This is a genomic window from Georgenia sp. G2120 (genome assembly GCF_055326485.1).
This window is the reverse complement of record NZ_JBUZNL010000004.1, coordinates 269,058-294,004: the sequence shown is the minus strand read 5'-3', so window position 1 is coordinate 294,004 and position 24,947 is coordinate 269,058. Positions and strand designations below refer to the sequence as shown.

The 24,947-nt window shown below is 74.4% G+C and carries 24 protein-coding genes and 1 tRNA gene; 6 read left to right on the top strand and 19 right to left on the bottom strand.

Going from position 1 to position 24,947, the window contains the following annotated elements:
- Nucleotides 1-81 precede the first annotated feature (81 nt).
- The 6 genes from mnhG to ACZLMO_RS06950 are packed head-to-tail and all read right to left on the bottom strand — an operon-like array spanning nt 82 to nt 6,916.
- Nucleotides 82-462, bottom strand: coding sequence for a monovalent cation/H(+) antiporter subunit G (mnhG, locus tag ACZLMO_RS06975; RefSeq protein WP_463653290.1), 381 nt, complete (start codon nt 460-462; stop codon nt 82-84).
- On the bottom strand, nt 459-986 hold the full coding sequence (locus ACZLMO_RS06970) for a monovalent cation/H+ antiporter complex subunit F (protein ID WP_463653289.1): 528 nt from the start codon (nt 984-986) through the stop codon (nt 459-461). Before ACZLMO_RS06970 ends, mnhG begins: the two co-directional genes overlap by 4 nt.
- Entirely contained in the window at nt 983-1,774 is a 792-nt protein-coding gene (locus ACZLMO_RS06965; RefSeq protein ID WP_463653288.1) for a Na+/H+ antiporter subunit E, read from the bottom strand. The genes ACZLMO_RS06970 and ACZLMO_RS06965 overlap by 4 nt, the downstream gene beginning before the upstream one ends.
- Nucleotides 1,771-3,378 (bottom strand): Na+/H+ antiporter subunit D, encoded by a 1,608-nt coding sequence (locus tag ACZLMO_RS06960; RefSeq protein WP_463653287.1) that lies wholly within the window; start codon nt 3,376-3,378, stop codon nt 1,771-1,773. Before ACZLMO_RS06960 ends, ACZLMO_RS06965 begins: the two co-directional genes overlap by 4 nt.
- Complete coding sequence (locus ACZLMO_RS06955; protein ID WP_463653286.1) at nt 3,375-3,851, bottom strand: Na(+)/H(+) antiporter subunit C; 477 nt, start codon at nt 3,849-3,851, stop codon at nt 3,375-3,377. Before ACZLMO_RS06955 ends, ACZLMO_RS06960 begins: the two co-directional genes overlap by 4 nt.
- The gene (locus ACZLMO_RS06950; protein WP_463653285.1) at nt 3,848-6,916 is read right to left on the bottom strand and encodes a Na+/H+ antiporter subunit A; all 3,069 of its coding nucleotides are present in this window, start codon (nt 6,914-6,916) and stop codon (nt 3,848-3,850) included. Before ACZLMO_RS06950 ends, ACZLMO_RS06955 begins: the two co-directional genes overlap by 4 nt.
- Nucleotides 6,917-7,115: 199 nt before the next feature.
- Here ACZLMO_RS06950 and ACZLMO_RS06945 point away from each other — a divergent pair, with 199 nt between their 5' ends.
- Nucleotides 7,116-8,537, top strand: a complete 1,422-nt coding sequence (locus ACZLMO_RS06945) for an MFS transporter (RefSeq protein ID WP_463653284.1) — start codon at nt 7,116-7,118, stop codon at nt 8,535-8,537.
- Between the two features lie 111 nt (nt 8,538-8,648).
- Here the strand turns inward: ACZLMO_RS06945 and ACZLMO_RS06940 are convergent, their stop codons facing one another.
- From ACZLMO_RS06940 to ACZLMO_RS06920, 5 genes are all read right to left on the bottom strand, one after another.
- Nucleotides 8,649-9,014, bottom strand: coding sequence for a cupin domain-containing protein (locus ACZLMO_RS06940; protein ID WP_425713813.1), 366 nt, complete (start codon nt 9,012-9,014; stop codon nt 8,649-8,651).
- Nucleotides 9,015-9,096: 82 nt separating this feature from the next.
- Nucleotides 9,097-10,266 (bottom strand): hypothetical protein, encoded by a 1,170-nt coding sequence (locus ACZLMO_RS06935; protein WP_425713814.1) that lies wholly within the window; start codon nt 10,264-10,266, stop codon nt 9,097-9,099.
- Entirely contained in the window at nt 10,263-10,841 is a 579-nt protein-coding gene (dcd, locus tag ACZLMO_RS06930) for a dCTP deaminase (protein WP_425713815.1), read from the bottom strand. Before dcd ends, ACZLMO_RS06935 begins: the two co-directional genes overlap by 4 nt.
- Before the next feature lie 84 nt (nt 10,842-10,925).
- The gene (locus ACZLMO_RS06925; RefSeq protein WP_463653283.1) at nt 10,926-11,879 is read right to left on the bottom strand and encodes a YqeB family protein; all 954 of its coding nucleotides are present in this window, start codon (nt 11,877-11,879) and stop codon (nt 10,926-10,928) included.
- 154 nt (nt 11,880-12,033) lie between these two features.
- Nucleotides 12,034-12,555 carry a hypothetical protein gene (locus ACZLMO_RS06920; RefSeq protein WP_425713817.1) on the bottom strand — a complete coding sequence of 174 codons (522 nt, stop codon included), beginning with the start codon at nt 12,553-12,555 and terminating at the stop codon, nt 12,034-12,036.
- Between the two features lie 121 nt (nt 12,556-12,676).
- Between ACZLMO_RS06920 and ACZLMO_RS06915 the strand changes: the two genes are divergently transcribed.
- The gene (locus tag ACZLMO_RS06915) at nt 12,677-14,302 is read left to right on the top strand and encodes a hypothetical protein (RefSeq protein WP_425713818.1); all 1,626 of its coding nucleotides are present in this window, start codon (nt 12,677-12,679) and stop codon (nt 14,300-14,302) included.
- A 20-nt stretch (nt 14,303-14,322) separates the two neighbouring features.
- Here the strand turns inward: ACZLMO_RS06915 and ACZLMO_RS06910 are convergent, their stop codons facing one another.
- Nucleotides 14,323-14,802, bottom strand: a complete 480-nt coding sequence (locus tag ACZLMO_RS06910; RefSeq protein ID WP_425713819.1) for a LapA family protein — start codon at nt 14,800-14,802, stop codon at nt 14,323-14,325.
- Nucleotides 14,803-14,964: 162 nt separating this feature from the next.
- Nucleotides 14,965-15,035: transfer RNA gene (locus ACZLMO_RS06905), tRNA-Gly, on the bottom strand.
- A gap of 142 nt (nt 15,036-15,177) precedes the next feature.
- On the opposite strand from ACZLMO_RS06905, the gene ACZLMO_RS06900 reads away from it, so the two are divergent.
- The 3 genes from ACZLMO_RS06900 to ACZLMO_RS06890 are packed head-to-tail and all read left to right on the top strand — an operon-like array spanning nt 15,178 to nt 19,243.
- Nucleotides 15,178-17,808 (top strand): circularly permuted type 2 ATP-grasp protein, encoded by a 2,631-nt coding sequence (locus ACZLMO_RS06900; protein WP_463653282.1) that lies wholly within the window; start codon nt 15,178-15,180, stop codon nt 17,806-17,808.
- Nucleotides 17,805-18,791 (top strand): transglutaminase family protein, encoded by a 987-nt coding sequence (locus ACZLMO_RS06895; protein ID WP_425713821.1) that lies wholly within the window; start codon nt 17,805-17,807, stop codon nt 18,789-18,791. Before ACZLMO_RS06900 ends, ACZLMO_RS06895 begins: the two co-directional genes overlap by 4 nt.
- Nucleotides 18,788-19,243 carry a (deoxy)nucleoside triphosphate pyrophosphohydrolase gene (locus ACZLMO_RS06890; protein ID WP_425713822.1) on the top strand — a complete coding sequence of 152 codons (456 nt, stop codon included), beginning with the start codon at nt 18,788-18,790 and terminating at the stop codon, nt 19,241-19,243. Before ACZLMO_RS06895 ends, ACZLMO_RS06890 begins: the two co-directional genes overlap by 4 nt.
- Here ACZLMO_RS06890 and ACZLMO_RS06885 read toward each other — a convergent pair.
- A complete protein-coding gene (locus tag ACZLMO_RS06885) occupies nt 19,209-19,673 on the bottom strand; it encodes a hypothetical protein (RefSeq protein ID WP_425713823.1) in 465 nt (154 codons plus the stop codon). The two genes, ACZLMO_RS06890 and ACZLMO_RS06885, sit on opposite strands and share 35 nt — an antisense overlap.
- Nucleotides 19,674-19,835: 162 nt before the next feature.
- Between ACZLMO_RS06885 and ACZLMO_RS06880 the strand changes: the two genes are divergently transcribed.
- On the top strand, nt 19,836-20,444 hold the full coding sequence (locus ACZLMO_RS06880) for a TetR/AcrR family transcriptional regulator (RefSeq protein ID WP_425713824.1): 609 nt from the start codon (nt 19,836-19,838) through the stop codon (nt 20,442-20,444).
- 12 nt (nt 20,445-20,456) lie between these two features.
- On the opposite strand, the gene ACZLMO_RS06875 is transcribed toward ACZLMO_RS06880, so the two are convergent.
- Genes ACZLMO_RS06875 through ACZLMO_RS06855 form a run of 5 tightly spaced genes read right to left on the bottom strand, consistent with a single transcriptional unit; the run spans nt 20,457 to nt 24,945 of the window.
- Nucleotides 20,457-21,485, bottom strand: a complete 1,029-nt coding sequence (locus ACZLMO_RS06875; protein ID WP_425713825.1) for a hypothetical protein — start codon at nt 21,483-21,485, stop codon at nt 20,457-20,459.
- Nucleotides 21,482-22,594: a vWA domain-containing protein gene (locus ACZLMO_RS06870; RefSeq protein ID WP_425713826.1), complete on the bottom strand. Its 1,113-nt coding sequence runs from the start codon at nt 22,592-22,594 to the stop codon at nt 21,482-21,484. Before ACZLMO_RS06870 ends, ACZLMO_RS06875 begins: the two co-directional genes overlap by 4 nt.
- Nucleotides 22,591-23,601, bottom strand: a complete 1,011-nt coding sequence (locus tag ACZLMO_RS06865; RefSeq protein WP_425713827.1) for a vWA domain-containing protein — start codon at nt 23,599-23,601, stop codon at nt 22,591-22,593. The genes ACZLMO_RS06870 and ACZLMO_RS06865 overlap by 4 nt, the downstream gene beginning before the upstream one ends.
- Nucleotides 23,595-24,068, bottom strand: coding sequence for a hypothetical protein (locus ACZLMO_RS06860; RefSeq protein ID WP_425713828.1), 474 nt, complete (start codon nt 24,066-24,068; stop codon nt 23,595-23,597). The genes ACZLMO_RS06865 and ACZLMO_RS06860 overlap by 7 nt, the downstream gene beginning before the upstream one ends.
- Entirely contained in the window at nt 24,055-24,945 is an 891-nt protein-coding gene (locus ACZLMO_RS06855; RefSeq protein ID WP_425713829.1) for a DUF58 domain-containing protein, read from the bottom strand. The genes ACZLMO_RS06860 and ACZLMO_RS06855 overlap by 14 nt, the downstream gene beginning before the upstream one ends.
- Between the last annotated feature and the right edge of the window lie 2 nt (nt 24,946-24,947).

Sequence of the window (24,947 nt, the reverse complement as noted above, 5' to 3'; positions counted from 1 at the left end):
GTGCCCTCCGTGGTCAGGGCCTCTCGCCCTGGTCGTCGTGTGGTGGTCCGCCCGGTCGTCCCGCGCGTCCCCCGGGGACGATCATGCCCCAGTGTGCTGGTGGTTCGTGTCGCCGCCCGCGGCCTCGATGTCCTCGGCCAGCTCGTCGACGACGAGCCGGGACCGGTCCACCCGCCCCGTGCGGTAGCCGGCGCGCCCGGCCATGTGGGCGCTGACGGGCGCCGTGAGGAGCTGGAACGCGACGACGAGGACCAGGGTCCACCCGATCCGCGGGTCGCGCACCTCGAGGGCCACGCCGGCCATGAGGAGCGCGAGGCCGAGGACCTGCGGCTTGGCCGCCGCGTGCATGCGGCTGAACAGGTCGGGGAAGCGGACGAGCGCGAGCGCCGCGACGAGGACGAGCAGCGACCCGGCCACCAGGAGGATCGCCGCGAGCACGGAGACGACGTCGGACCAGCTCATGAGCGCGCCTCCCCCTGCTCGGTGCCCGTCGCCGCGCCGTGGGGCGCACCGTCGGCACGGCCGTCGGCCGCACTCCCGGCCGAACTCCCGGCGGGGGCGTCGGTGCCGGCCGGGACCTCGCCGGCCGGTCCCTCCTCGCCGGCGCCCGCGCCGGTGACGCGCGGGGAGTCGGGGCCGTGCACGGGGGCGTCGTCGTCGTCGAGCTCGCGCTCCCGGGCGATGACCTGCGCGAGCTCCTCCTTGGTGAGGATCCGCGCCTCGTCGGACTTCTCGACGGCGGTGAACCGCGCGACGGTGACCGTCGTGAGGAAGCCGACGAGCGTGAGGACGACGAGCATCGGCAGGTACGCCGCGTCCCCGGTCCAGGCGATGAGCAGGGCGACCAGCGCGACGACGGAGGCGGTGACGACGTCCGTCGAGACCGCGCGGTCGAGCGTCGACGGCCCGCGCTCCATGCGCACGAGCGCGACGAAGACGGCGAGCACGACGATGCCGAGGCAGCCGTAGACCACGACCTCCATCATGAGGCGCCCCCGTCCGTCGTCCGGTCCTCGCTACGGACCCCGTCGGCGGGCCCCTCCTCCGACGGCGCGTCGGCGGCGGCACCCTCGACCGACGGCGCCGGCAGCCGGCCGGCGCGCCGCGACCACCCGGGTCGGAAGCCGGCGTCGACGAGCTGGTCGTCGGTGGCGAAGGCCCGAAGGAGCCGTTCCTCCTGGGCGAGGACGTCGATGTGCGCCTGCTCGAGCCCGCCCGAGATGTCGACGTCGAGGATGTGCATGTAGAGCATGCCGGACAGGCGCATCGCCTCGACGACGAGCGAGCCGGGCACGAGGGAGCACATCCCGCCGGTCGCGGTGAGGATGAGGTCCGAGTGGGAGCGGAGCTGCACGCGGATGACCGCACCGCGCGGGGCGCGACCGCGGACGGTGAGGACGACGATCTGCCAGGAGGCACGCAGTACCTCCTTGACGAAGACGGCGACGAGCACCACCACCGCGAGCGGTCGCACGGTGGTCCGACCCGTGGCGCGCGGCATGGGCATGAGGATCGTGACGAACATGCCCAGGGCGAAGCCGGCCACGACGTTGCCGACCGACAGGTCGCCCCACAGGAGCACCCAGACGACCGTGAGCCAGACGACGAGCTTCCACGACGTGGGCACGAGGCGCGGGGGCGCGCCGCGCGCGCTTCGGCGACGTCCCCAGCGGGCGCGGGCGCCCGGCCGGCCCCGGCGGCTGCCACGGACGGTGGTGCGCGGGTCCGAGGGCGTGGCGGCCCCCGCACGGAAGTGTCCGAGGTCCTCGGTCACGGCACTCCCTCCTCTCCGACGGGCTGGTCCTCGCTCGGCGTCTCCACGGGGACCTCCTCCGAGCGCTCGCCCTCCTCGGCGACCTCGTCGGAGATGCCGTCGCCGCGCTCCCCGCCGGGCAGCACGGCAGCGATGTACGGCGTGCGCAGCATGAGGTCGCGGGCGGCCGTGTCCGCGTAGTCGACGATCGGGCCCGCGGCCACGGTCATGCCGAGCGACATCGCGATGACGGCACCGGCCGACAGCGTCATCGTGGCGGGCGTGGACTGCCCCTGCAGCTCCTCGGGCGCCTCCTGCCAGAACGCCATGTTCCACGCCTTGACCACCGCGTAGAGCGTGAGCAGCGAGGTGACGAGGCCGGCCGCGACGAGTGTCCAGGACATCCAGGAGCCCTCGGTCGCGGCGGCCTGCATGAGCCCGACCTTCCCGAGGAACCCGCTGAACGGCGGGATTCCGGCGAGGTTGAGCGCGGGGACCAGATAGAGGATCGCCAGGAGCGGCGCGAGCCGGGCGAGGGACCCCAACCGGACGAGGGAGGTCGTGCCGCCGCGGCGCTCGATGAGGCCGGCGACGAGGAACAAGGCGGTCTGGACGGTGATGTGGTGGGCCACGTAGAAGATCGCGGCCGAGAGCCCGTCGGTGGTCGCCGTACCGATGCCCCAGATCATGTAGCCGACGTGGCTGATGAGCGTGAAGGACAGCAGTCGCTTGAGGTCCGCCTGCGCGACCGCCCCGAGGATGCCGACGAGCATCGCCGCCGCCGCGACGACCATGAGCACCGTGCTCATCCGGCCGTCGCCGAACAGCGTGACCTGCGACCGGATGATCGCGTAGACGCCGACCTTGGTGAGCAGGCCGGCGAAGACCGCGGTCACCGGCGCGGGCGCGGTCGGGTAGGAGTCGGGTAGCCAGGCGGACAGCGGGAACAGCGCCGCCTTGATGCCGAACGCGATGAGCAGGACCGCCTCGAGGACGATCGTCACGCCGGGGTCGATCTCCGGGAGCCGCTGCGCGAGCTGGGCCATGTTGACCGTCCCCGCGGCGGCGTACACGTAGGCCAGCCCCATGAGGAAGATGAACGAGGAGATGAAGGAGACGATGATGTAGACCGTCCCCGAGCGGATCCGGTCGCGCGTGCCGCCGAGCGTGATGAGCACGAAGCTCGCCACGAGGAGCATCTCGAAGCCGACGTAGAGGTTGAACAGGTCGCCCGCGAGGAACGCGTTCGAGACCCCCGCCGACAGGACGAGGAACGTCGGGTGGTAGATCGTCACCGGTGCGCCCTCGTCGCCGTCGGCCACGTTCTGGGCGAACGAGTAGACGAGGACCGCGAGCGTGACCGCCACGGAGACCACGAGCAGCAGCGCCGAGAGCCGGTCCCCCACGAGGACGATGCCGACGGGCGCCGACCACCCCCCGATGTTGAGGACGAGTGGCCCGGAGTCCACGGCCACGAGCAGCACGATCGCCACCGCGAGGACCGCGGCGAGCACGACCACCGAGATGATGCCCTGCGCCTTGCGGAACCGCGCGAGCACGAGCGAGAGGCCCGCGCCCAGCAGCGGGGCCATGACCGGGACGGCCAGGAGCCAGTCCATGCTCATGCGCGCCCCCCGGAGTCGTCCGTGTCGGTCTCGTCGAAGGTCGTCTCGGCCTCCTGCTCGAGGCTGGCTCCCGAGTCGTCGGTCGAGCGGGCGTCGAGCTCGTCGCGGGCGGCGCGGCGCGCGATGCGGCGGTCCTCGAGGTCGTCCTGCACCTCGTCGTGCCCGTTGAGCTGCCACGAGCGGTAGGCGAGCGCCATGAGGAACGCGGTGATGCCGAGGCTGATGACGATGGCGGTGAGGATCATCGCCTGCGGCAGCGGGTCGGACATGTCCTCCGTGGCGGACCGGCCGATGATCGGCGGCTCTCCGGCCCGACCACCCGCCACGAGGATGAGCAGGTTGATGCCGTGCGTGATGAGGCCCGCGCCGATGACGATGCGCGACAGGGACCGCTCGAGCACGAGGTAGACACCGGACCCGACGAGGACGGCGATCACGACGACGAGGGCGAGGGAGGGGCTGACGTCGATCATGTGCGCCCCCGTCCGGCGGAGCCGTCGAGACCGGGACGCGCGGTCGGTGCGTCGGCGCCCTGGAGCTCGTCCGGCACGTCGTCGCGGTGGTCGACGCCGACCACTCGGTCGTCGGCGGCGCGCGCCGGGTCGTCGTGGGAGAGGTCGGGCGCCTGCTCGCCCTCGAGCTCGCCGTGGCGGTCGACCTCCGCGCCCAGCGAGCGCAGGATGTCGAGCACCAGGCCCACCACGACGAGGAAGACACCCATGTCGAAGAAGAGCGTGGTGACGAGGTGCACGTCCCCGAACGGCCACAGCGTGAAGTCGAAGACCGCGCTCTGCAGGACCGTGCCGCCGAACAGCATGGGGATCGTCGCCGCGGCGACCATGGCGACGAGCCCGCTGCCCAGGAGCTGGCCGGGGTGCAGCGGCATCGCCTCGGCGAGCTCGAACCGGCCGCCCGCGAGGTAGCGGACGATGAGCGCGATGCCCGCCGCGATGCCGCCGGCGAACCCGCCGCCCGGCGCGTTGTGGCCGGAGAACAGCAGGAAGAGCGCGTAGATGATGAGCGTGTGGAAGATCAGCCGGGCGCCGATCTCGAACATCACCGAGCGCCGCACCGGGGCGAGCGTCGCGCTCGCCGCGAGCCAGCGCTGACCCCGCTGCGGGTCTCGCAGCCGCGGGCTCGGGCCGGGGCGGTGGCGCTCCTTGCGGACGACGGCGGCCGGGTCCGGGAACTCCGCCCACACGCCGGGCGACCCCTTCCGCGGCTCGACGCGGCGCTCGACGCGCCCGAACCGGCCGCGGACGAAGACGAGCGAGGCGATGCCGGTGGCTGCGGCCACGATGACCGAGACCTCGCCGAGCGTGTCCCACGCACGCGTGTCGACCAGGGTGACGTTGACGATGTTGCGCCCGTACCCGTACTCGTAGACCTCGGTGGGGAAGTCGACCGTGACCGGCTCGTGGATCCGACCGCCGTTCATGTACAGCGCGAGCACCGCGACGGTGGTGCCCACCGCCGCGGCGATGGCCAACCGCGTCCAGCGCGAGGCGGCGAGCGGCCGGTTGGAGAAGTACGCGGGCAGGCGGCGCAGGACGAGGATGAGCACGACGAGCGTGACGGTCTCGACCACGGCCTGGGTGAGCGCGAGGTCCGGAGCGCCGTGGAGGACGAACAGCAGCGCGACGCCGTAGCCGGCGACGCCGAGCAGGATGACGGCCTTGAGCCGGCGGCGCGCGCGGGCGGCGAGCACGGCGGTGACGCACACGAGGAGCGCGACCGCCGCCTGCAGGGCGGAGTCCGCCAGCCGCAGGTCGGCCGGCACCGCGCCCGGGACGAGCACGAGCGCGCCCAGTGCGGCGAGGACGAACGTGACGAAGATGGTCGAGAGGTAGGCGGGCAGCGAGCCGCGCTGGGTCATCGCGGTGACGTCGGCGGCGAAGTGGTCGAGCGCCACGAGCGAGCGGCGGTACACGCCCTCAGCGCCGGCGTGGTCCGGCAGGAGGTCCTGGGCGCGCTCGACCTGCCTCCGGAACGCGAACAGGACGGCGCCGAGGACGATCACGAGGAGCGTGAGGAGGAACGCCGGCGTGATCCCGGCCCACAGGACGAGGTGCCCGGGCTCGCCGGGGTGCAGATCGGCGTGCGGGGCGAGGATCCGCTCGACCTGGCCGGGCACGAGACCCGCGGCGAGCGAGAGGGCGGCGAGCACGATCGGGGGCGCCATGATGAGCATCGAGCGGCGCGGGACCGGCGTCGGCTCGCCCCCCTTCTTCGTGCCGAACGCGCCCCACCACAGGCGCAGCCCGTAGGCGAGCGTGAGGACCGAGCCGGCGACGACGCCGATGAGCGTGACGGTGTCGACCCAGCCGGTGCCGTGGACGAGCGCCTCGAGGGCCGCCTCCTTGCCGAGGTAGCCGAGCGTGGGTGGCAGTCCGGCCATCGAGGCGGTGGCGATGCCCATGACGACGGCGAGGACCGGCATCTGCTTGCCGAGCCCCGAGAGCTTGCGCAGGTCCCGGGTGCCGACCGCCCAGTCGATGATGCCGACGGAGAGGAAGAGACAGGACTTGAACAGTGCGTGGGCGAGCAGGAGCGTGAGGCCCGCGAGCGCGACGGCCCGCTGCCCGTGGCCGACCAGGGCGATGAGGAAGCCGAGCTGGGACACGGTGCCGAACGCGAGGACGAGCTTGAGGTCGTGCTGCCGCAGCGCCCGGTACCCCCCGATGAGGAGGGTGCCGAGACCGAACCCGAGGACCATGACCTGCCACGCCGTCTGGTCGGCGAGGCCCGGTGCGAGCCGCGCGACCAGGTAGACGCCCGCCTTGACCATCGCCGCGGCGTGCAGGTACGCGGAGACCGGGGTCGGGGCGGCCATCGCGGCCGGCAGCCAGAAGTGGAACGGCACGAGCGCCGACTTGCTCAGCGCGCCCAGGAGCACGAGCACGATCGCCCATGTGAGCAGCGGCCCCTCGGCCAGGCGCCCGTTCGCCCCGGCCTCGACCAGGCCGGAGAGGCGGTACGAGCCACCCTCCATCTCGCCGAGCGCGATGACGCCGGCGAGCATGGCGAGGCCGCCGAGGGTCGTGACGAGGATGGCCTGCACGGCGGCACGACGGGCGGACTGGCGCTCGAACGAGTGCCCGATGAGCAGGAAGGAGAAGACGGTCGTCAGCTCCCAGAACACATACAGCAGCAGCGTGCTGTCCGTGGTGACGAGGCCGAGCATGGCGCCCGCGAAGGCGACGAAGACGCCCGCGAAGCGGGGCAGCCCCTTCGCGGTCCGGGAGAAGTAGGCGGCGCAGAACGCGAGGACGAGCGCGCCGACTCCGCCGACCACGATCGTCATCAGCCACGCGAGCGTGTCGAGGCGGAAGTCCAGGTGCAGGTCGTACCCGGGCACCCACGTGACGAGCTGCGTGGGTCCGTCCCCGGCGAGGACCTCGCTCGTGTGCGCCAGCGCCCAGGCGGCGGCCGAGGCCGGCGCGAGCGCGAGGAGCAGGAAGATCCGGCGTCCGAAGCGGGAGACGAGTGGCGGAGCTGCGACGGCCACGAGCGCGTGGAGGGTCAGCAGCTCGATCACGGGCTGACTCCCATCCGGTCGCGGTCCGTCGTGTCCCCGGTCCGTTGGACGCCGGTCCGTCCCAGGGCACGGGCGACGGCTCGGGCCGGAGCGACCGGCCGACGGGGGTTGACCACAGTGTAAAGGCCGGACCACGTGCGGACCGCGCCCATCCGGGTGGCGATGCTCTCGTCGCCGGACCGGCGGCTAGGTTGTCCCGGTGCCACGCCCCGACGACCGAGCGACGACGTCACCCGCGCTGCCGTCCGAGCTGGAGGTCCGGGGCACCCGACACCGGACGCTCGCCACGCTCTCGCTCGGCCAGGTGCTCGGGAACCTCGGGGCCGGCGCCGCCCCGAGCATCGGCGTGCTGCTCGCGAGCGCCGTCGTCGAGTCGGAGGCGTGGGCGGGCGTCGCCCGGTCCGCGACGACGATCGGCGCCGCGATCGCCGCCGTCCCCCTCGGCACCCTCGCGCTGCGGTGGGGCCGGCGCGGCGCGCTCGCCTCCGCCTACGCCGCGGCCGCCGTCGGGGCCGGCCTGCTCGTCCTCGCCGCGGTGGTCTCGAGCACGGCGCTCCTCGTCGTCGGGATGATGCTCGTCGGCTGCGGCACGGCGGCCAACTTCCAGATGCGGTTCGCGGCCGCGGACCTCGCCGAGCCCGACCGTCGCGGGCGGTCGATCGCCCTGGTGGTGTGGGTCGGGACCATCGGGTCCGTGCTCGGGCCCAACCTCGGCCTGCCCGGGGAGGCGCTCGAGGCGCGCTGGGGCCTGCCGGAGTACACCGGGGCGTTCGTCATCGGGGGCGGGCTCGTCGCCCTCGCTGCACTCGCACTGCTCGTGCTGCTGCGCCCCGACCCCCTCCTCCTCTCGATCCGGCTGCGCGACGCGCGCACGGCGACCACCCGGTCGGCGGCCGGCGCACCCTCGACCGACCCGCGCCAGATCGACACACGCCCGGTCGACGAGCACGACGACGACGCCCCGCACGGCGACGCGCCCGCCGAGCTCCCCGCCGACGAGCCGGCGCCGGCCCCGCCCGCGGACCCCGCCCGCCGGACGACCGTGCGCGCGGCGCTGCGCCTCGTCCGAGACGTCCCTCGCGCCCGCTTCGCGCTCACGGCCCAGGTGCTCGCGCACCTCGTTATGGTCTCGATCATGACGATGACGCCGATCCACCTCGACCACCACGGCGCGGACATCGGGGTGGTCGGGCTCGTCATCTCGATCCACGTGCTGGGGATGTTCGGGCTCGCCCCGCTCGTCGGCCGCGCGTCCGACCGCCTCGGCCCGGTGCCGGTGATCCTCGGCGGCCTGGCCGTCCTCGGGGTCGGCGCGGTCGTCGGGGCCGTCGCCGGGCCCTCGCGCGAGGTCGTCGGCGTCGCGCTGTTCCTCGTGGGGCTCGGCTGGTCGGTCGTCACCGTGCCCGCCGCCGCGATGCTCACCGGCGCCGTCTCGGCCGCGCAGCGGCCCGTCGTCCAGGGGGCGGGCGACATGGCGATGAACGCCGTCGCCGCGGCGGGCGCGATCCTGTCCGGCCCGGTCGTGGCGATCTGGGGGTTCGGCGCGCTGTGCCTGGTCACCCTTCCGGCGCTCGTGGTCGTCGTCGTCGCGGCCGCGCGGCTGCGGCGCGCCGGCGGGTGACCGGTCCGGGCCCGGTGCAGGCGACCCGGTCTACTCCTCGTACAGGTGGCCCGGCCTACGCCCCGTAGTACAGGTGGCCCGGCCTACGCCCCGTAGTACAGGTGGCCCGGCCTACGCCCCGTAGTAGTCGTTGCCGCGTGAGAACTCGACGAACGTCACGGCGGTGTCGCCGACGGTCCACGCGTCGTGCCCGGGCGGGAGGAGCATGACGTCGCCCGCCGCGTAGTCGACCTCCGTTCCGTCGGCGGCGACGATCCTGAGCACGCCGGCCGTCACGTAGGCGACGTGCGGGAGCTCGCACAGCTCCGTGCCGGCGTCGGGCTTGAGGTCCTCGGACCACTTCGCACCGACGTCGAACGTCACCTCGGTGACGGACACGCCGTCGAGCTCGGCCGTGCGCTTCGAGATCCGACCATGGACGTCGGGCGCGACGTCGGCGAGCGTGGCCTTCTGCAGCTCGGGGCTGTAGGTCGACATGGTGGTCCTCTCCAGGTGCCGGAAGTGTCGGAACGGACGCTAGGCAGGTCGGGCACTCCGCGGGTCGGGGATCCGCCCCGTCTCAGTCGTCGGACGCCGGGCCGGTGCTGCGGTGGAACCCGTCGTCGTCGATGACGTGCCCGCCGATGAGCCGGACGAGGTCGGCTGACACGCCGTCGACCACGCGCCGGCCCTCCCGCCGCGAGCGCCGCCCCGCGCGGGTGGGGTGCGTCCCGAGGACGTCCATCGGGCGGCCGGGCCGGAACCGCACCTCGTAGGTGAGCACCGGGCGGGACCCGGGGACCGCGTCCGGGGTCGCCCCCTCGTCCCCGCGCTCGGCGAGCGAGGACCGGCCGGAGCCGGGTCGTCCGAGCACCGGCGCCTCGAGGAGCGGCACCAGCAGGGAGCCGTCGTCGGTCGGGCGCGGCGGACGGATCGCCGGCAGCTCGGTCACCGGCGCGACCGTCGTCACCTCGATCGAGACCATGTCGCGTGCCCACTCCGGGCCGTCGCCGACCATGCGTCCGCCGACGGACGACGAGCCTCCGCCCCAGATGTCGTCGGACAGGACGACGACGTCGTCGAGGAAGCGGTCGAGGAGCACGGCCAGCTCGGTGGCGCCGAGCTCGACCTCGCTGCGCACGAGCCGATCGATGACCGAGGCGGGGTCCGGGACGACGACCGCGCCGGTGCCGGTCACCCGGATCGCGCCGCCCAGGCGCCGGGCGAGGGCGTGGACGTTCTCGAGGGCCGCGAGCTCGTCCCCCTGCGGGGAGCCGTCCGGGAAGGCGTCGTCGAGCGGGGAGAGGCCGCGCAGCTCCGGGGGCGTCGGGTCCCCGCGGTCGGGGCGCACGCGCAGGACGAACGCGCAGGCCCCGGGCAGGTCGAGCTCGGCGGCCAGCTCGGGCGTGACCTCCCACGGGCCGGTGAGCACGGCGCCCGGCGCGAGGATGATCTCGTCGTCCCGGCGGGTGCGCAGGTCCGGGAGCCGCTCGACGAGGACGCCCGCGAGGGCGGCGGCCGTCGTCGGGCGCTCGAGCACGAGCAGGTGGTGGTTCGCGGCGACGGAGCGGTCGAGGCGTCGCGTCCGCGCACCGGCCGCCCGGGCGGGTGCAGCCGTGTCCGTGTCCGGGGCGGGGGCCGGCTCGTCCGTGCCGTGCGGGCGAAGATCCCGCCGTCGCGTCTGCGTGGCCGCAGCCTGCGCGCGCTCTCGCTCGCGTTCCGCCTCGCGGCGGGCCCGGCGCGTGGTCATGGGACGTCGACGCGGTTGAAGCGCAGGTGGGAGCGGGACGCCGTCGGCCCGCGCTGGCCCTGGTACCGCGAGCCGTCCGCGCCCTGCCCGTAGGGGTGCTCGGCGGCGGAGCTGAGCCGGAAGAAGCACAGCTGGCCGATCTTCATCCCCGGCCACAGCCGGATCGGCATGGTCGCCGTGTTGGACAGCTCGAGCGTCACGTGCCCCGTGAAGCCGGGGTCGATGAAGCCCGCCGTCGAGTGGGTGAGCAGCCCGAGGCGCCCGAGCGAGGACTTGCCCTCGAGGCGGGCGGCGACGTCGTCGGGCAGGGTGACCTGCTCGAAGGTCGCGCCGAGGACGAACTCTCCGGGGTGGAGCACGAGCGGCTCGTCGGGGCCGACCTCGACGAGCCGGGTGAGCTCGGGCTGGTCGGCGGACGGGTCGATGACGTCGTACCGGTGGTTGTCGAACAGCCGGAAGCGGCGGTCGAGGCGGACGTCGATGCTGGCCGGCTGCACGGCGGACGGGTCGAAAGGCTCCAGGCCCACGCGTCCGGCGTCGATCTGCGCGCGGATGTCGCGGTCGGAGAGCAGCACGGACCGATTGTGCCATCGAGGGCAGGAGGCCGGGGACGCCCCTCGGCGGGCAGCCGTCGAGGCGCCGCGCGCCACCCTCGGTGCCTACTCCGCGGCGGGCCGGTGACGCGCCACCACGCGACGCCACTGCTGCTGCGGCGGCCGTCCGCCCCGGTCACGGACCATGACGCCGCGGCGCGCGAGCTGGCGGCGCAGGAGCTCGGCGTCGCCGGGCTGGCCGTCCTGGACCGCGGCCGCGCGGGCCGCGAGCAGCCGGGTGGTCGCGTCGTCGAGGCCGTCGTCCTCGCCCCACGGGCGGAAGTCGTCCTCGTGCGGGTCGTCGGCCCGCGGCTCGGGGTAGTCGTGCTCGGCGAGGGCGGCCCGCAGGGGCTCCTCCGCGAGGCGCATGGGGACCCGGGCGAGCTCGACGCCGCCGCGGCCGAGCACCACGAGGTCGTCGGCGAGCACGATCTGCCCGACCAGGGCGCGCGGGACGCAGACGCGTGCGTCGTCCCAGACCACGAGGAGCGACCGCTCGGAGATCTCGGCGCGCATCGTCTCGCGCAGCGCGGCACCGGCGACGATCGCGCCGAGCACGAGCCCGAGGCCCGTGCCGATCATCAGGCCCACCGGCTCGCCGAGCGAGTCCGCGTATCCGAGCACGCCGTCGAAGACGGTCAGGTGGGCGACGATCTCGACGACGAGGGCGACGGCCAGCCCGACGACGACGCCCGCGCCCGGGAGCCCGAGCATGAGGGCGAGGCGGTGGCGGGTGCGGGCCCGGACGCGGGTCGTGGCCGGAGCGCGGCGCGGCTGCTCGTCCGCGGGCTCCGGGACGACGGGGAGGGAGGCCGAGCCGGCGGCAGGCTCTGCGGCGGGCGGCCGGGGGTTGCCGTCCTGCGGTGCGGTGGTCTTCGCCGCGGGGTGCTCCCCCGCGGGGTCGGTGCGCTTCACGTCGGCTCGCTCGGGCTCGGTCGGCTCCTGGGCGACCTTCGCCGGACGCAGCTGCGGGAGTCGAGGCGCTCGGTGCCTGCTCCGGGTCCGCTCGTCGACGGTCATGACGCGCCCCCTCCGGTCGACGACGCACACGTCCGCCGCAGCGCGGCGGACGGCGTCGAGGTCATGGCACGAGCATGGCCCTGTCGGGCGCGCCGGGGCATCAGTCCTGCGGGTAGAAGTGCCCGCCTGCGCTACGACCGGAGGATGACCGCGGTCAACCGTTCGTCGCAGGCGCGGCCGCCCGCAGGAGCCTCAGCGCCTTCGGCCCCACCCCGTGCAGGTCGAGCAGCTCGGCGTCGCTGCGCGCGGCCACCTCGGCGAGCGAGGTGATGCCCGCCCCGGCGAGCGCGCGCGTGGCCGGGCGCCCGATCTCGCGCGGGAGGTCGCCGACCTCGCCCGGCTCGGCCGACGACGCACCCTCGGCCTCCCGCACGAGCCCGGCCGGTGCACGCGACGCCCAGGCGCGGCGCACCCAGTGGTTGAGCGCCATACCACCGATGTCGGCGAGCGGGACACGCACGACGACGCCGCCCGCCTCCTCGGCCCGCGCCGCCGACGGGTGGTCGCGCAGCACCTCGTCGGCGTCGGCGGTTGGGAGGTGCAGCACGGCCTGGCCGTCCTCGACCGCGGCGAAGCGGGTGCCCGCGACCAGGAACTCGGCGGCGGCCCGGGTGCCGCTCTCCTCGGTCTCCGGCTGCGCGAGGGCGGCCTTCCTCAGCTGGGCGCGCGTCGTCATGGCGCCAGCCTGGCACGCGCATGCGCATGCGCATGCGCCACGGTCCGGACGGGACGTGCGGCGGCCCCGCCCCGCCTCTAGGGTGCCGTGTCCCGCCGTCCCGCCCGAGAGGCCTCCCACCATGTCCGAGCCCACCGACGAGCCCCGACGCACGGAGGTCCGCACCGTCGCCGTGCTGGGCAGCAGCGGAGGCAACCTGCGCAGCCACGGCGGGGACGACCCCGCGCGGATGCTGCGTGACGTGGCCCGGCAGATCGGGGCGGCCGGGCTCCAGGTCGGGCCGGTGCAGCTCGTGGCGGCGTCGTCGTCGATGGACGGGATCGCACCGGACGCGCCCGCCGAGCTGTGGGGGTTCGTCGAGGGCGAGCCGTCGCTCCTCGCGACCGGCACGCTCGAGGAGGTCAATACCGCGGCGCGCGAGCAGGACGAGCGCACGGCCGCGCTCGTGCGCGAGGGGCGGGTCGACGCGCTCGTCCTCATGAGCGCCGACCCCGGTGACACGAACCGCCGCACCGTCGAGGCCGCGGTGGAACGCGGCCTGCCTGCGGCGGGCACCGGCGGCACCTCGATCGCCACGGCGCAGCGGATGGGTCTCGACCTCGTCTCCGCCTCGGGAACCACCGGCACCACGAGCTCGACCCGCGCCGTGGCGTACGTGTCCGGGCTCGCCCGCCACTGGCGAATCCCGTACCGCCCCTCCCTCGGCGGCTCTGCGGCCACGGGAGTCGCGGACGGGACGTCCGAGCCGGCGTGGCGGCGGATCAGCCTGCGCGGCATCATGGTCGGCTCGATCCCGGCGTTCATCGCCCTCGCGCTCGTGCTCGCCGTCAGCCGGATCCCGGGCGCCGACGGCCTCACCCCGGTGTTCGACCTGCTCGTCGCCGCGCTGCCGATCATCGTGGCCACCGTCGCCGCCCGGCGCATCAGTGCCCTCGACGAGGTCGGCCTGGTCGCCGGTGCGATCGCCGGGACCCTCTCGGCGCCCGGCGGCATCCTCGGCGGGCTGGTCGGCGGGATCCTCGCCGGTCTCGCGGCGTCGTTCCTCCTGCGCTGGACGCTCGCCCACCGGTTCCCCGCGACCACCGCCAACATCGTCACCGGCGCGTTCGCCGGCCTGCTGCCGGGCCTGCTCGTGCACTTCGCGCTCGCCCCGCTGACCAGCTATCTCGGCGAGTGGGTGCAGACCTCGATCGAGTGGGCGGTCGACGTCAACCCGTTGCTCGCCGGTGCCCTCGCCGGGCTGGCGATGTGGCCGGCCATCGTCGCCGGGGTCTACCACTCGGTGATCCTGCCGCTCGTGCTGCTGGAGATGGGGCAGAAGGGGCACAGCTTCTTCGGCGCCGTCGACATGGTCGCGCTCGTCATGGTCTCGTTCGGCATCACCCTGGCGAACGTCGTGCGGCCCCGGACGTCGGGCGAACGGGCGCTCGCGGGTTCCGGGTCGGCGGTCAACTTCTTCTTCGGGACCTTCGTCGAGGCCTCCTACCCGTTCATGTTCGGCGATCGGCGCATCCTCGGCGTCGCCCTCCTCTCCGCGACCGTCGGCGGCGCGCTCGTCGGCGTGTTCGGTGCCGAGGCGACCGCCTACCTGCCCGCGTTCGTCGTGCCGACCGTCGCCACCGACGCGGTCGGCATGGTCGTGGCGATGCTCGCGTCAGCCGGGCTCGCCTTCACGCTCACCCTGCTCGTCAACCTGTCCGCGATCCGCGGTGCGCGAGTCCCGGCAAAGGCCGTGGCCGCCGACTGAGGTCCGGCCCGCTCGGACGGTCAGCGACCGCGCCGGTGCACGGCGAGCTCCTTCTCCAGCTTGCGCGCCCGGCGCGCGGACCTCACGAGCAGCACCGATCCGAACAACGCCATGACGAGCAGGCCGGCGATCGTCGCGAACAGCATCGCGATGCCGAGCGGCAGCTCGAAGCTCCAGCCGAGGAAGCTGAAGTCCGCCGGGACGTTGTTCTGCAGGATGAAGACCAGCACGAGAACGAGGATCACGGCGCCGAGGATGAGCGCGACCCAGGTGCTGACGGCGATGCCAGGGCCCTGGCGCGGGGGCGCCTGGACCGGGGAGGAACCCGTCGCAGGTCGCGGACCGGTCGAGGAGGTCGCGGGCGGCTGCGCGGACGTCCCGCCCGGGTGGTCACGGTCGCCGGGCACGTACTCGCCCAGGCTCTCCGGGGCTCGAGCGTCGTCGGCTGCCCGCCCGGGGACGGTGGGATCGCCGGCGGAGGGGTCGGGTGCGCGATTCATGACGGACGCCTTCCGTGGTCACGAGGGTGCTCGGAACCTCAGCGTAGGCGGGCGGGGCCTCGGCTGCCGGACGTCGCGGCGCGCCCCGCGCCCGTCCGGTACGTCCCTGGAACGACCGAGCCGCGGCACCTGATGATCGGTGCCGCGGCTCGGTCCGTGCGGAGCGGGTGACGGGAATCGAACCCGCGCTGTCAGCTTGGGAAGCTGAAGTTCTACCATTGAACTACACCCGCGTCGCGCCGAAGCGCCCGACCACTGTACCCGGACCGGGGCCGTTCGCGCGCCACGGCAGCCGGACTGTGAGCAGACCCTCCGACCGGGCGGGTAGCCTCGTGGCGAGCCTGGTCCGGGCGGGAGTCGAGCGACAGGAGGACCGTGAGCCACCTCGTCGACGACTACCGCGCCCGGGCGACCGCGCACGACGAGATGCTCGGCTCGCACCCCGACCACCGGCGCGCGTGGACGCGCATCCTCACCCGCCCGTTCGGATCGGACCCCGCAGCGCTCGACGCCGTGGCCGAGGAGGTCGTCGACCTTCTTCAGGACCAGTCGGTCACGTACGGGGAGCCGGACTCCACGGAGACGTGGAACCTCGACCCGGTCCCGGTCCTCGTCGACGACGACGGCTGGCAGCCGCTCGAGTCCGGCCTCGCCCAGCGCGCCCAGCTGCTCGACCTCGTGCTCGACGACCTCTACGGCGAGCGCCGCCTGCTGACCTCCGGGACGATCCCGCCGGAGGTCGTCCTCGCCCACCCCGGCTACTCGCGGCACGCGCACTCCCTCCCGCAGCACGGGGAGCACCGGCTCTTCCACCTGGCGGTCGACGTCGCGCGCAACGCGGACCGCACGTGGACCGTGCTCATGGACCGCACCGGCACGCCGGTCGGCGCGGGGTACGCGATGGCCGACCGCCGGGTCGTCTCCGAGGTCCTGTCCGGCGTCTATCGCCGCTCCCGGGTGCGCCGCGTGGGCCCGTACTTCCAGGCGCTGCTCCGCTCGCTCCAGGAGGCCGCCCCGCCGGGCGCCGGCGACGAGCCGCACATCGCCGTCCTCACCCCCGGCCCCGAGCACCCCACGTACTTCGACCAGGCCTACCTCGCGGGGATGCTCGGCCTCCAGCTCGTGCACGGCTCCGACCTGCGGGTCGAGGACGGCCGGCTCACCATGCGCTCGCTCGGCCGCGAGGAGCCGGTCGACGTCCTCCTGCGGCACGTCCCGGCCGGCGACGTCGACCCGCTCGAGATCCGCTCGACCGCCGGCACGGGCACCCCTGGGCTCCTGCACGCCCTGCGCTCCGGCTCGGTCGCGGTGGTCAACCCCATCGGCTCCGGCGTCCTCGAGTCCCCCGCCCTGCGCGCCCACCTCCCGCGCGCCGCCCGCTACCTCGGGCTCGGCGACCTCGAGCTCCCCTCCGCGGTCACGTACTGGTGCGGCGACCGGTCGATGTGCAACCACGTCATCGCCAACCTCCACCGCCTCGTCGTCCGCCCCGTCGCCGGCCCCGAGGGCGCCGTGCGGGGCTGGGAGCTGACCGTCACCCAGCGCGCTGCCCTCGCGGCGCGCATCTCCGAGCGCCCGGGCTGGTGGGTCGGCGAGGAGCCGGTCGACGCCTCGACCACCCCCACCGTGGACTCCGGGACGCTGCACCCGCGCCCCACCTCCCTGCGCCTGTTCGCCGCGGTCGACGGCCCCGACTACCAGGTGATGTCCGGAGCGGTCGGGATCTCCTCCGACGACGACGCGGCCACCCCGCTCGGGGGGACCCTCGCGGGCCGTGCCAAGGACGTCTGGGTCATCACGCACCGCTCGCAGCCGGTGACGGCGTCGGGCGCGACGGGGCGCGACGTCCTGCCGGGTCGCTTCCCCGACACCGCCGTGTCGCCCCGCGCCGCCGAGGACCTGTTCTGGCTCGGGCGCTACACCGAGCGGGCCGAGGGCATGGTCCGCATGCTGTCCGTGGCCACCGACCGCTGGGACGACTTCCGCTCGCGCCCCGACGACGAGACCGACGAGACGGAGAGCTCCGACGACGGCGTCGAGGGGGACGGCAGCGAGGGTCCGGCCGCTGCGGACGGCACCGCCACCGGGTCCGACACCACGACCGGGTCCGACACCACGACCGGGTCCGACTCCGCCGACGAACCGGCCGACGACTCCACGGTCGGCGGCTCCGGCCGCCAGGCCCTCGACGTCCTCGTCCGCGCCCTCGGCCTCGCGCCGGACGACCCGGCGTTCGGGGCGCTCGTCACCGACCGGTCCCTCGCGGGCTCGGTCGCGTGGTGCGTGGCCCGGATGCAGCGCGACGCGCGCGGGGTCCGGGACAACCTCCCGCCGGAGGTCCTGACGGTGATGGCGAGCCTCGACCGCGTGATCGGTCGCGAGCGCCGCCGCCGCGCCACCGACGAGCTCACCGGTGTGCAGAGCACCCTGAGCCGGCTGCTCGAGTCGCTCATGGCGCTGCACGGCGTCTTCACCGAGTCCCTCGTGCGGGACATCGGCTGGCGGCTGCTCGACGTGGGGCGCCGCCTCGAGCGCGCCCAGGGGGTGGTCGGCGCCCTCGAGCCGCTCAGCACCCGCCGCGACGCCGGCACGGAGGAGCTCGTCCTCGAGTCGGTCCTCACTGCGCACGACTCCGTCATCACGTTCCGTCGCCGCTACCCGACCGGCGGCCTCGGGGCCGCGCTCGAGCTGCTCCTGCTCGACGAGTCCAACCCCCGCTCGCTCGCGTTCCAGGTCGCCACCCTCACCCAGCACCTCGAGCACCTGCCCGCCCTGGCGCGGACCACGGGCCACCGCGACGAGCTCCTCGGGCAGGTCCGCGAGCTCCTCGACGAGCTGCGCACCGAGCGTGCCGACGAGGTCCGCGACGACGGCACCCGCACCCACCTCGCGGAGATCCTCACCTCGATCTCGTGGCGGCTGCGCGAGCTGACCGGCGAGATCACCGCGGTCCACTTCCGCCGCACCCCGGCCGCCCGGTGGACCGAGGGCAGGTGGGAGATGTGACCCCCTCGGCCACGTCCGGCACCTCGTACTACCGCCTCGAGCACCGCACCACCTACACGTACGACACCACGGTGACGAGCTCCTACGGCCGCGCGCTCATCCTGCCCAGGCAGGTCGGCGGGCAGCACGTGCACGCCACGTCCCTCGACGTCTCCCCCACCCCCGGCGAGCTCGCCGAGCACCTCGACGTGCACGGCAACCGGGTCACCTACTTCCACGTCACCGAGGACCACACCGAGCTCGAGGTCGTCGCCCGGTCGCTGCTCACCATCGACCGCCGGACCGACCCCGCCCGGCTGCCGACCGTGTCCTGGGAGGACACCGCCGGCCAGGTCGCGGTCATGCGCTCGACCGGGCACGCCGAGCACGGTGAGGGCGCGAGCGCGGTGATGTCGATCGTCGACCACGCCCTGCCCTCGGAGCACGCGAGCCCCGGCGAGAACGTCCTCTCCTACGCGGCGGAGTCGTTCGCGCCCGACCGGCCGGTCGTCGCCGCGGCCTGGGACCTGTGCCACCGGATCTACACCGACCTCGACTACGCGCCGGGCACCACCACGGTGCGGACCACGCTCGACGAGATCCTCGACCATCGCCGGGGCGTGTGCCAGGACTACGCCCACCTCATGGTGGCCGGCCTGCGGTCGATCGGCCTGTCCGCCCGCTACGTCTCGGGGTACATCGAGACGCGGCCGCCGCCCGGGCGGGAGAAGCTCCGGGGGGTCGACGCCACGCACGCGTGGGTGGCGGTGTGGGTTCCCGGCGGCGGCTGGGTCCACCTCGACCCCACGAACGACCAGTTCGTCGACTCCCGCTACGTGATCCTCGGGTGGGGCCGCGACTTCCGGGACGTCTCGCCGCTGTCCGGCATCGTCTACCGGGACGAGGGTGCCTCGACCCTCGACGTCGGGGTCGACCTGTGGCCCGTCGAGGAGCCCGAGCTCACCGACCTCGTGGCCCGCGCCGAGGCGGGCGAGGACTGGTGAGCCCTCGCCTCGTCGTCGCCGCGGCGATCCTCGACGACGACGCCGAGCCCCGCGTGCTGTGCGCCCGCCGCTCGGCGCCCGCGCACCTCGCGGGCCGCTGGGAGCTGCCGGGCGGCAAGGTCGAGCCCGGCGAGGACCCCGCCGACGCCCTCCACCGCGAGCTCGCGGAGGAGCTGGGGGTGAGCGTCGCGCTCGGCGACCTCCTGCCCGGCCCGTCCGGTGGGTACTGGCCGATCGTCGAGGGCATGGTCATGCGCGTGTGGTGGTCGCGGCTCACTGCCGGCGCCCCCGAGCCGCTGCAGGACCACGACGAGCTGCGCTGGGTCGGCCCGGGCGACCTCACCGGCCTCGACTGGCTCGACGGCGACGTCCCGATCGCCCGCCTCATGCGGGCGAGCCTCCTGGCCGGCAGCCGGTCTACCGCTGCCGTTCGTCCTGGCGGTTCTCCATGAGGTCGACGCACGCCCGCGTGGCCCCGGGGAACCGGTCCCCGCACGAGCTGCCGAACCGCTCGTAGTCCGACTGCATCGGGGACTCGACGAACAGCTCGTCGCAGGCCGCCCCGTCCCCGGCCGCGCAGTCGTCCCAGAGGCGATCCAGCGGCAGCCAGTCGCCGTACTCCGCCGGGCTCCGCGGGCCCACGAGCAGGGCCGCGCCGACCGTCATGACGAGCACGAGCAGGAGGCAGACCCCCGCGACGACCGCGGTCGTGCGGCGCCGACGCCGGCGGTCCTCGTCGGGGGCATCGCCGTCGTCCGGCCCGGAGCCGCCGGCGGGTCCGCCGTGCCGACCACGCCGCTCCTCGTCGTCGTCGAGGGTCGCGCCGGGCGCCGCAGCAGTCGCGGGCATGCCCGACGTGCCGGGTCGTGCGTCGTCGTGCATGGCGGTCCCCTCTCCGCGGATCAACCTACCGGCCCCGGCGGGCGCGGCGCCCGGCGCGCCACCCGCGTCCTGCCTCGGGCGCCACGGGTCCGGCCGGGCATCGCCGCCGACCACGGATCAGACGGATTCCCCGGATGCGTCAGAACATGGCATCATCGCTCCATGCCACGGATCATCGGCGGCTCCCTCGCGGAGCACCGCGAGCTCACGCGCCGCGCCCTGTTCGCCTCCCTCGACCGCCTCATGCGCGAGCGCGGCTTCGACGCGGTGTCGCTCGCGGAGATCGCCCAGGACGCCGGCGTCGGCCGCACGTCGGTGTACAACCACTTCGCCGACAAGGAGTCCCTGCTGCTCGGGTTCATCGAGCAGGAGACGGCCGACTTCACCGAGTCGCTCACGGCCCGGCTCGAGGCGATCGACGACCCGGTCGAGCAGCTGCGGACCTACGTGCGCGAACAGCTCCAGCTCGACCGCTCATATCACTCGGCGCCCGGCCCGGCGCTCAAGGAGATCATCTCGCGCGACGCGGCGGAGAGACTGCGCGCGCACGTCGGCCGGGTCGAGCTGCTCCTGCGGCAGATCCTCGCCGACGCCCACGCCCAGGGCCTGGTCGGCGAGAGCGACTTCGACGTCACGGTCCAGCTCGTCCACGCGTGCCTGTCCGGCCGCCGCCTGCCCACCGGCGAGGTCGAGCGCGAGGACTTCATCGGCGCGACCCAGGAGTTCGTCCTGCGCGCCGTCGGCGTGCGGGTGCCGGCGCCGGTCGGCTGACCGCCGCCGCGGCTACCAGTTCTGGCCGCCGCCGTACCCGCCGCCCTCGCGCTGCTCCTGCTGGCGCTGGTCCTCCTGGGCCTCGCGGTTGCGGTCCTGGAGCTCCTGCTCCTGCGGGGACAGGGAGGACGACTCCTCCTCGCCCTCGCCGCCCTCGCCGCTCGAGGACTCCTCCTCGTCGCCGGAGGATCCCTCCTCCTCCTGGCGCTGGGCCTCGCGGTTCTCCTCGCGGCTCTCGTCCTGGCGGCGCTGGATCTCGTCGTTCGGGTTGCCCTGCTCGCCCGGCTCCTGGGACTCCTCCCCCTCGTCGCCGGGATCCTGGGACTCCTCCTCGCCCTCGGACGGCTCGTCGGACTCCTCCCCGCCGTCGGACGGGTCGTCCGACTCGCTCTCGGACGGGCTCTCCGACGGGTCGTCCGACCCGCTCTCCGACGGACTCTCGGAGGGGTCGTCCGACCCGCTCTCCGACGGACTCTCGGACTGCTCGTCCTCGGGCGGGTCGGTCGTGCACGGCCCGAGCGCCTCGAGCGCGTCGGTGAGGTGCTCCTCGACCATCGGCCGGTCCTCGTCGGCGAGCGCCTCGCTCGCGAGCAGCTCGTAGGACAGCGACAGGTTGCGCCGCACGAGGCACTCCGGCAGCTCGGGGTCGACCTCGCCGTCGTCCCCCTCGGTCCCCTCCGGGACGAGCTCGAGGGCCTCGGTCAGCTCGGTCACCGCGGTCGCGGCCTGGTCGGCCATGAGCGCGGATGTGCCGGTGTTGTAGACGGCGATCCAGGGCCGCGGGCCGAACCGGGTGTCGTCGGCCAGTGCGGCGTACCCGTCGATCGCGCCCGCGGGGTCCTCCTCGGCGGTGGACCGGTGGCCGTCGTCGGCCAGCGACACCCCGATGAGGAACGGCCCGGCGGTCAGGGCGATCCCCAGCAGCGGCGCCGACCACGCGAGCATCCGGCGCCGCCGGCGCAGCCGGTCCGGCAGGCCCGCCGCGGGCTTCCCGTCCTTCGGCCCACCCGTGGCGACGTCGTCGTTCGTCGTCGTGCTCATGCCCTACCTCCCGAGGCTCCCGTGCCGCCGGACCCGCGCCCCGGCCCCGCACCCGACCCCGCACGCGCGGCGAGGGCCGCCCGGCGGACCGAGCCGGAGTCGAACGTGCCGCGCATCCGCCGGGCGATCTCGAACGCCTCCCAGGCCAGCAGCAGGACGAGGACGTACATCGCGGGCCACCACACGTCGCGGTAGACGTCGACGTTCTGGCGGCCGTCGGCGCGCGCGATGGCCTCGACGTCGATGCCCTCGACGACGGCGTCCAGCCCGCCCGGCTCCGTGCGGTGCAGGTACTCCACGCCGAGCTCCTCGGCCACGGCCCGCAGGTTCGTCTCGTCGATGGTGGAGATCGCGGGCTCGCCGGTGGAGTCGTCGGTGATGTACGGCGAGGTGGTGCCCGGGCCGGTGCGCTCGGTCCCGTCGTAGCTGCGCATCTGGCCGCCGTCGGTGGTGCCGTAGCCGAGGACCGCTCCGCCGTCGACGTAGCCGGCCGAGTCGGACCACGCGCCCGGGAGCTGCTGCTGCGAGGTGTCGCCGGCGGTGTTCTCGCCGTCGGACAGGACGAAGACGAGCCGCACGTTGCCGGGGTTGTTCTCCGCCGCGCGGGCGAGCGCCTCGGACAGGTTCTGGCGGGGACGGTCCATCGAGGAACCGCCCGAGTAGTAGGTGACCTCCTGGCGCAGCGTGTCCACCCACGTGCCCACGGCGCGCGCGTCGCTGGTCAGCGGCAGCTCGCGCGTGGCCTGCGAGTCGAACGCGACGATCGAGAACCGCGCACCCGGCATCGAGGAGACGATCTCCGCCATGTCCGCGCGCACGCCCGCGAGGCGCGGCTCCTCGCCGTCGTAGTCCTCCGCCGCCATCGACCCCGTCCGGTCGACGACGAAGAACACGTCCGCGTTCGTGCCCACCTCCGTCTCCTCGGCGGGGACGGCGGGAGCGAGGGCGACGACGACGAGGCACAGCACCATGGCCGCGCGGCGCACCCACGACCACTGCGTGTTCTCCTGGCTGCCGCGCGCCCGCAGCAGCCCGTGCACGCAGATCGCGAGCAGGGGCAGCGCGACGAGCGCGACCACCCACCAGTCCCAGGCCCAGCGCAGGATCATGTGCGCACCCGCCAGACGAGGACGAGGAAGCCGGCGAGCCCGGCCGTGAGCCAGGGAAGCCAGCGGTCGGGGCGGTCGGTGACGACGACCGTGGGGTCGGCGTCGAGCTCGGCCTCCTGCTGGGCCTGCACCTGCTCGACGATCGCGGGGACGGCGCCGGGGTCGCCGAGCTCGTAGAACTGGCCGCCGTGCTCGGTGATCGTGGCCTCGTACTCGTCGCGGGTCGGGCCGGCGTCGGGACCGAGCGTGGAGGCGTACAGGCCGTGCACGGTCACGCCACGCTCCTGGGCCAGCGCCGCCGCCTCCTCGAGCTCGTAGACCGGGTCGCCGGCCACCTCGTTGTCGGTGGCGAGGATGACCGAGCGGGAGCGCTCGTCGTCCTCGAGGTCGAAGCTGTTGACGCAGTTCGCGAGGCCGTCGCCGATGAGGGAGGAGGACATCGAGGAGGTCGACGTGGTGCCCCGCATGTACTCGTCGATCGACTCCCAGTCGGTGTTGCTCCAGTCGAGGTACGAGCCCAGGACCTCGGCGCCGTGCTCGAGCTCCTCGTTGACGAGCGCGTAGTCGTCGGTGAGCGGGAAGACGACCCTCGTCGTCGAGTTCCAGATGTTGAGGGCGATCCGCTCGCCGTCGAAGGACTCGACCAGCTGCTGGAACTCGGCCATGATCTCGGCGTCGAACTCGATCATCGAGCCGGAGACGTCGAGGCACAGGACGATGTCGCGGTTGGTCAGCTCCTCGTGGCGGACGTCCCGGTCGATCGGCCGCGCGGCGAGGGCGGACCCCGCGACGGACGTGAGCACGAGCAGGACGCCGGCGCCGCCGAGCAGGAGGCGCATGAGCCGCATCCGCTGCTGGTAGCGCGGCAGGGAGCGGATGAAGGTCGAGTTCGCCACCCACGTGACGTCGTCGGGGCGGCGCGCGCCGCGGGTCGCCGTCAGCCAGCCGGCGAGCGCGGCGGCCGCGATGATCACGAGCGCGACCGGCCAGAGCCAGGGGGTCACCATCGCCGGATCACCTCCACGGCGCCGTCCCGGGCGGCGCGCGCCTCGGCGTCGGAGCGGTGGGCGAAGCTCGGCTCCTCCCACACGCTGAGCAGGCCGCCGGCCCGCGCGGTCGGGTCGTGGCTCGAGATGTCCCTGACCGTCCACGAGCGCACGTCGCGCCCGACCCGCTCGGAGACGAACGCCCGCATCGTGCGCGCGAGCTTGAGGTGGAGGGCCCGCAGGTCGAGCGCCCCGGCCTCGTAGGCGGCGTAGTGCTCCTCGACCTCGGCGATGAACCGCTCCCGCTCGGCGTCGGCCATGCGCAGCGGCACGTCGGCCCGTGACCGCTCGCGCCGGGCGGACGTGAGCACGAGGACGAGGACGATCCACGCGACCGCGGCGAGCACGAGGACCACGCCGAGGACGAGGACCCACCAGGGGTAGTCCTGCAGCGCGGCGAGGTCGGTGCCGATCTCATCGACGGACACGGCGCGACCTCCCCAGCAGGTCGAGCAGCGCGCCGACGACCTCGTCCTCGGAGGAGGCGACGACGTGGTGGACGCCGCGGCGGTCGAGGAGGCGCGTGGCGGCGGTGGCGCGGGAGGCCGCGGCGTGGTCGACCTGCGCGGCGAGGATCCTGTCCTCGCGCACGAACGCGGGCAGGCGCTCCCAGCCGTCGACGTCGGCCGTGGGGCCGATCCCCGCGGCCGTGGGCAGTGCGTCCCCGACGCGCACGACGAGCACCTCGTGCCGCGTGCGCAGCCGGCGCAGGGAGTCCTCGTGCTCCGGCCCGGGCCGGGCCTCGTCCGTGATGAGGACGACCAGCGAGCGCTGCGGGAACCCGGTGAGGACACGATCCATCACCCGCCCGACGTCGGACGGCGGGGCCTCGAGGGTGAGCGCCTCCTCGACCAGGGAGAGGACCGACTCGAGGTGGGCGGTCCCGTGGCGGGCGGGGCGCTGGACCATGCGCTCGGAGTCCCCGGCGACGAGCGCGACGAGGTCGCCGCGGGCGCGCGCGACGTAGGCGATGATGTCCGCCGCGAACATCGCGACGTTCTTCTTCGACAGTCCCGAGGCGCTCGTGGCGGCCATCGAGACGCCGGTGTCGAACGCGAGGACCGTGGACAGGTTCGACTCGCGCACGAACCGGCGGATGATCGGGTGGCCAGCCCGCGCCGAGGACTTCCAGTCGATGTCCTTGACGTCGTCCCCGGGGTGGTACTCGACCTGGTCGTCGAAGTCCTGGCCGTGCCCCGAGAAGATCGAGCGGTGCCGGCCGTCGAGGAGGCCGCTCGCGCGGCGCACCGTCGGCAGCTCGAGCCGCGCCCGGATCTGCTCCAGCCTGGAGCTCGACCGATCCACCG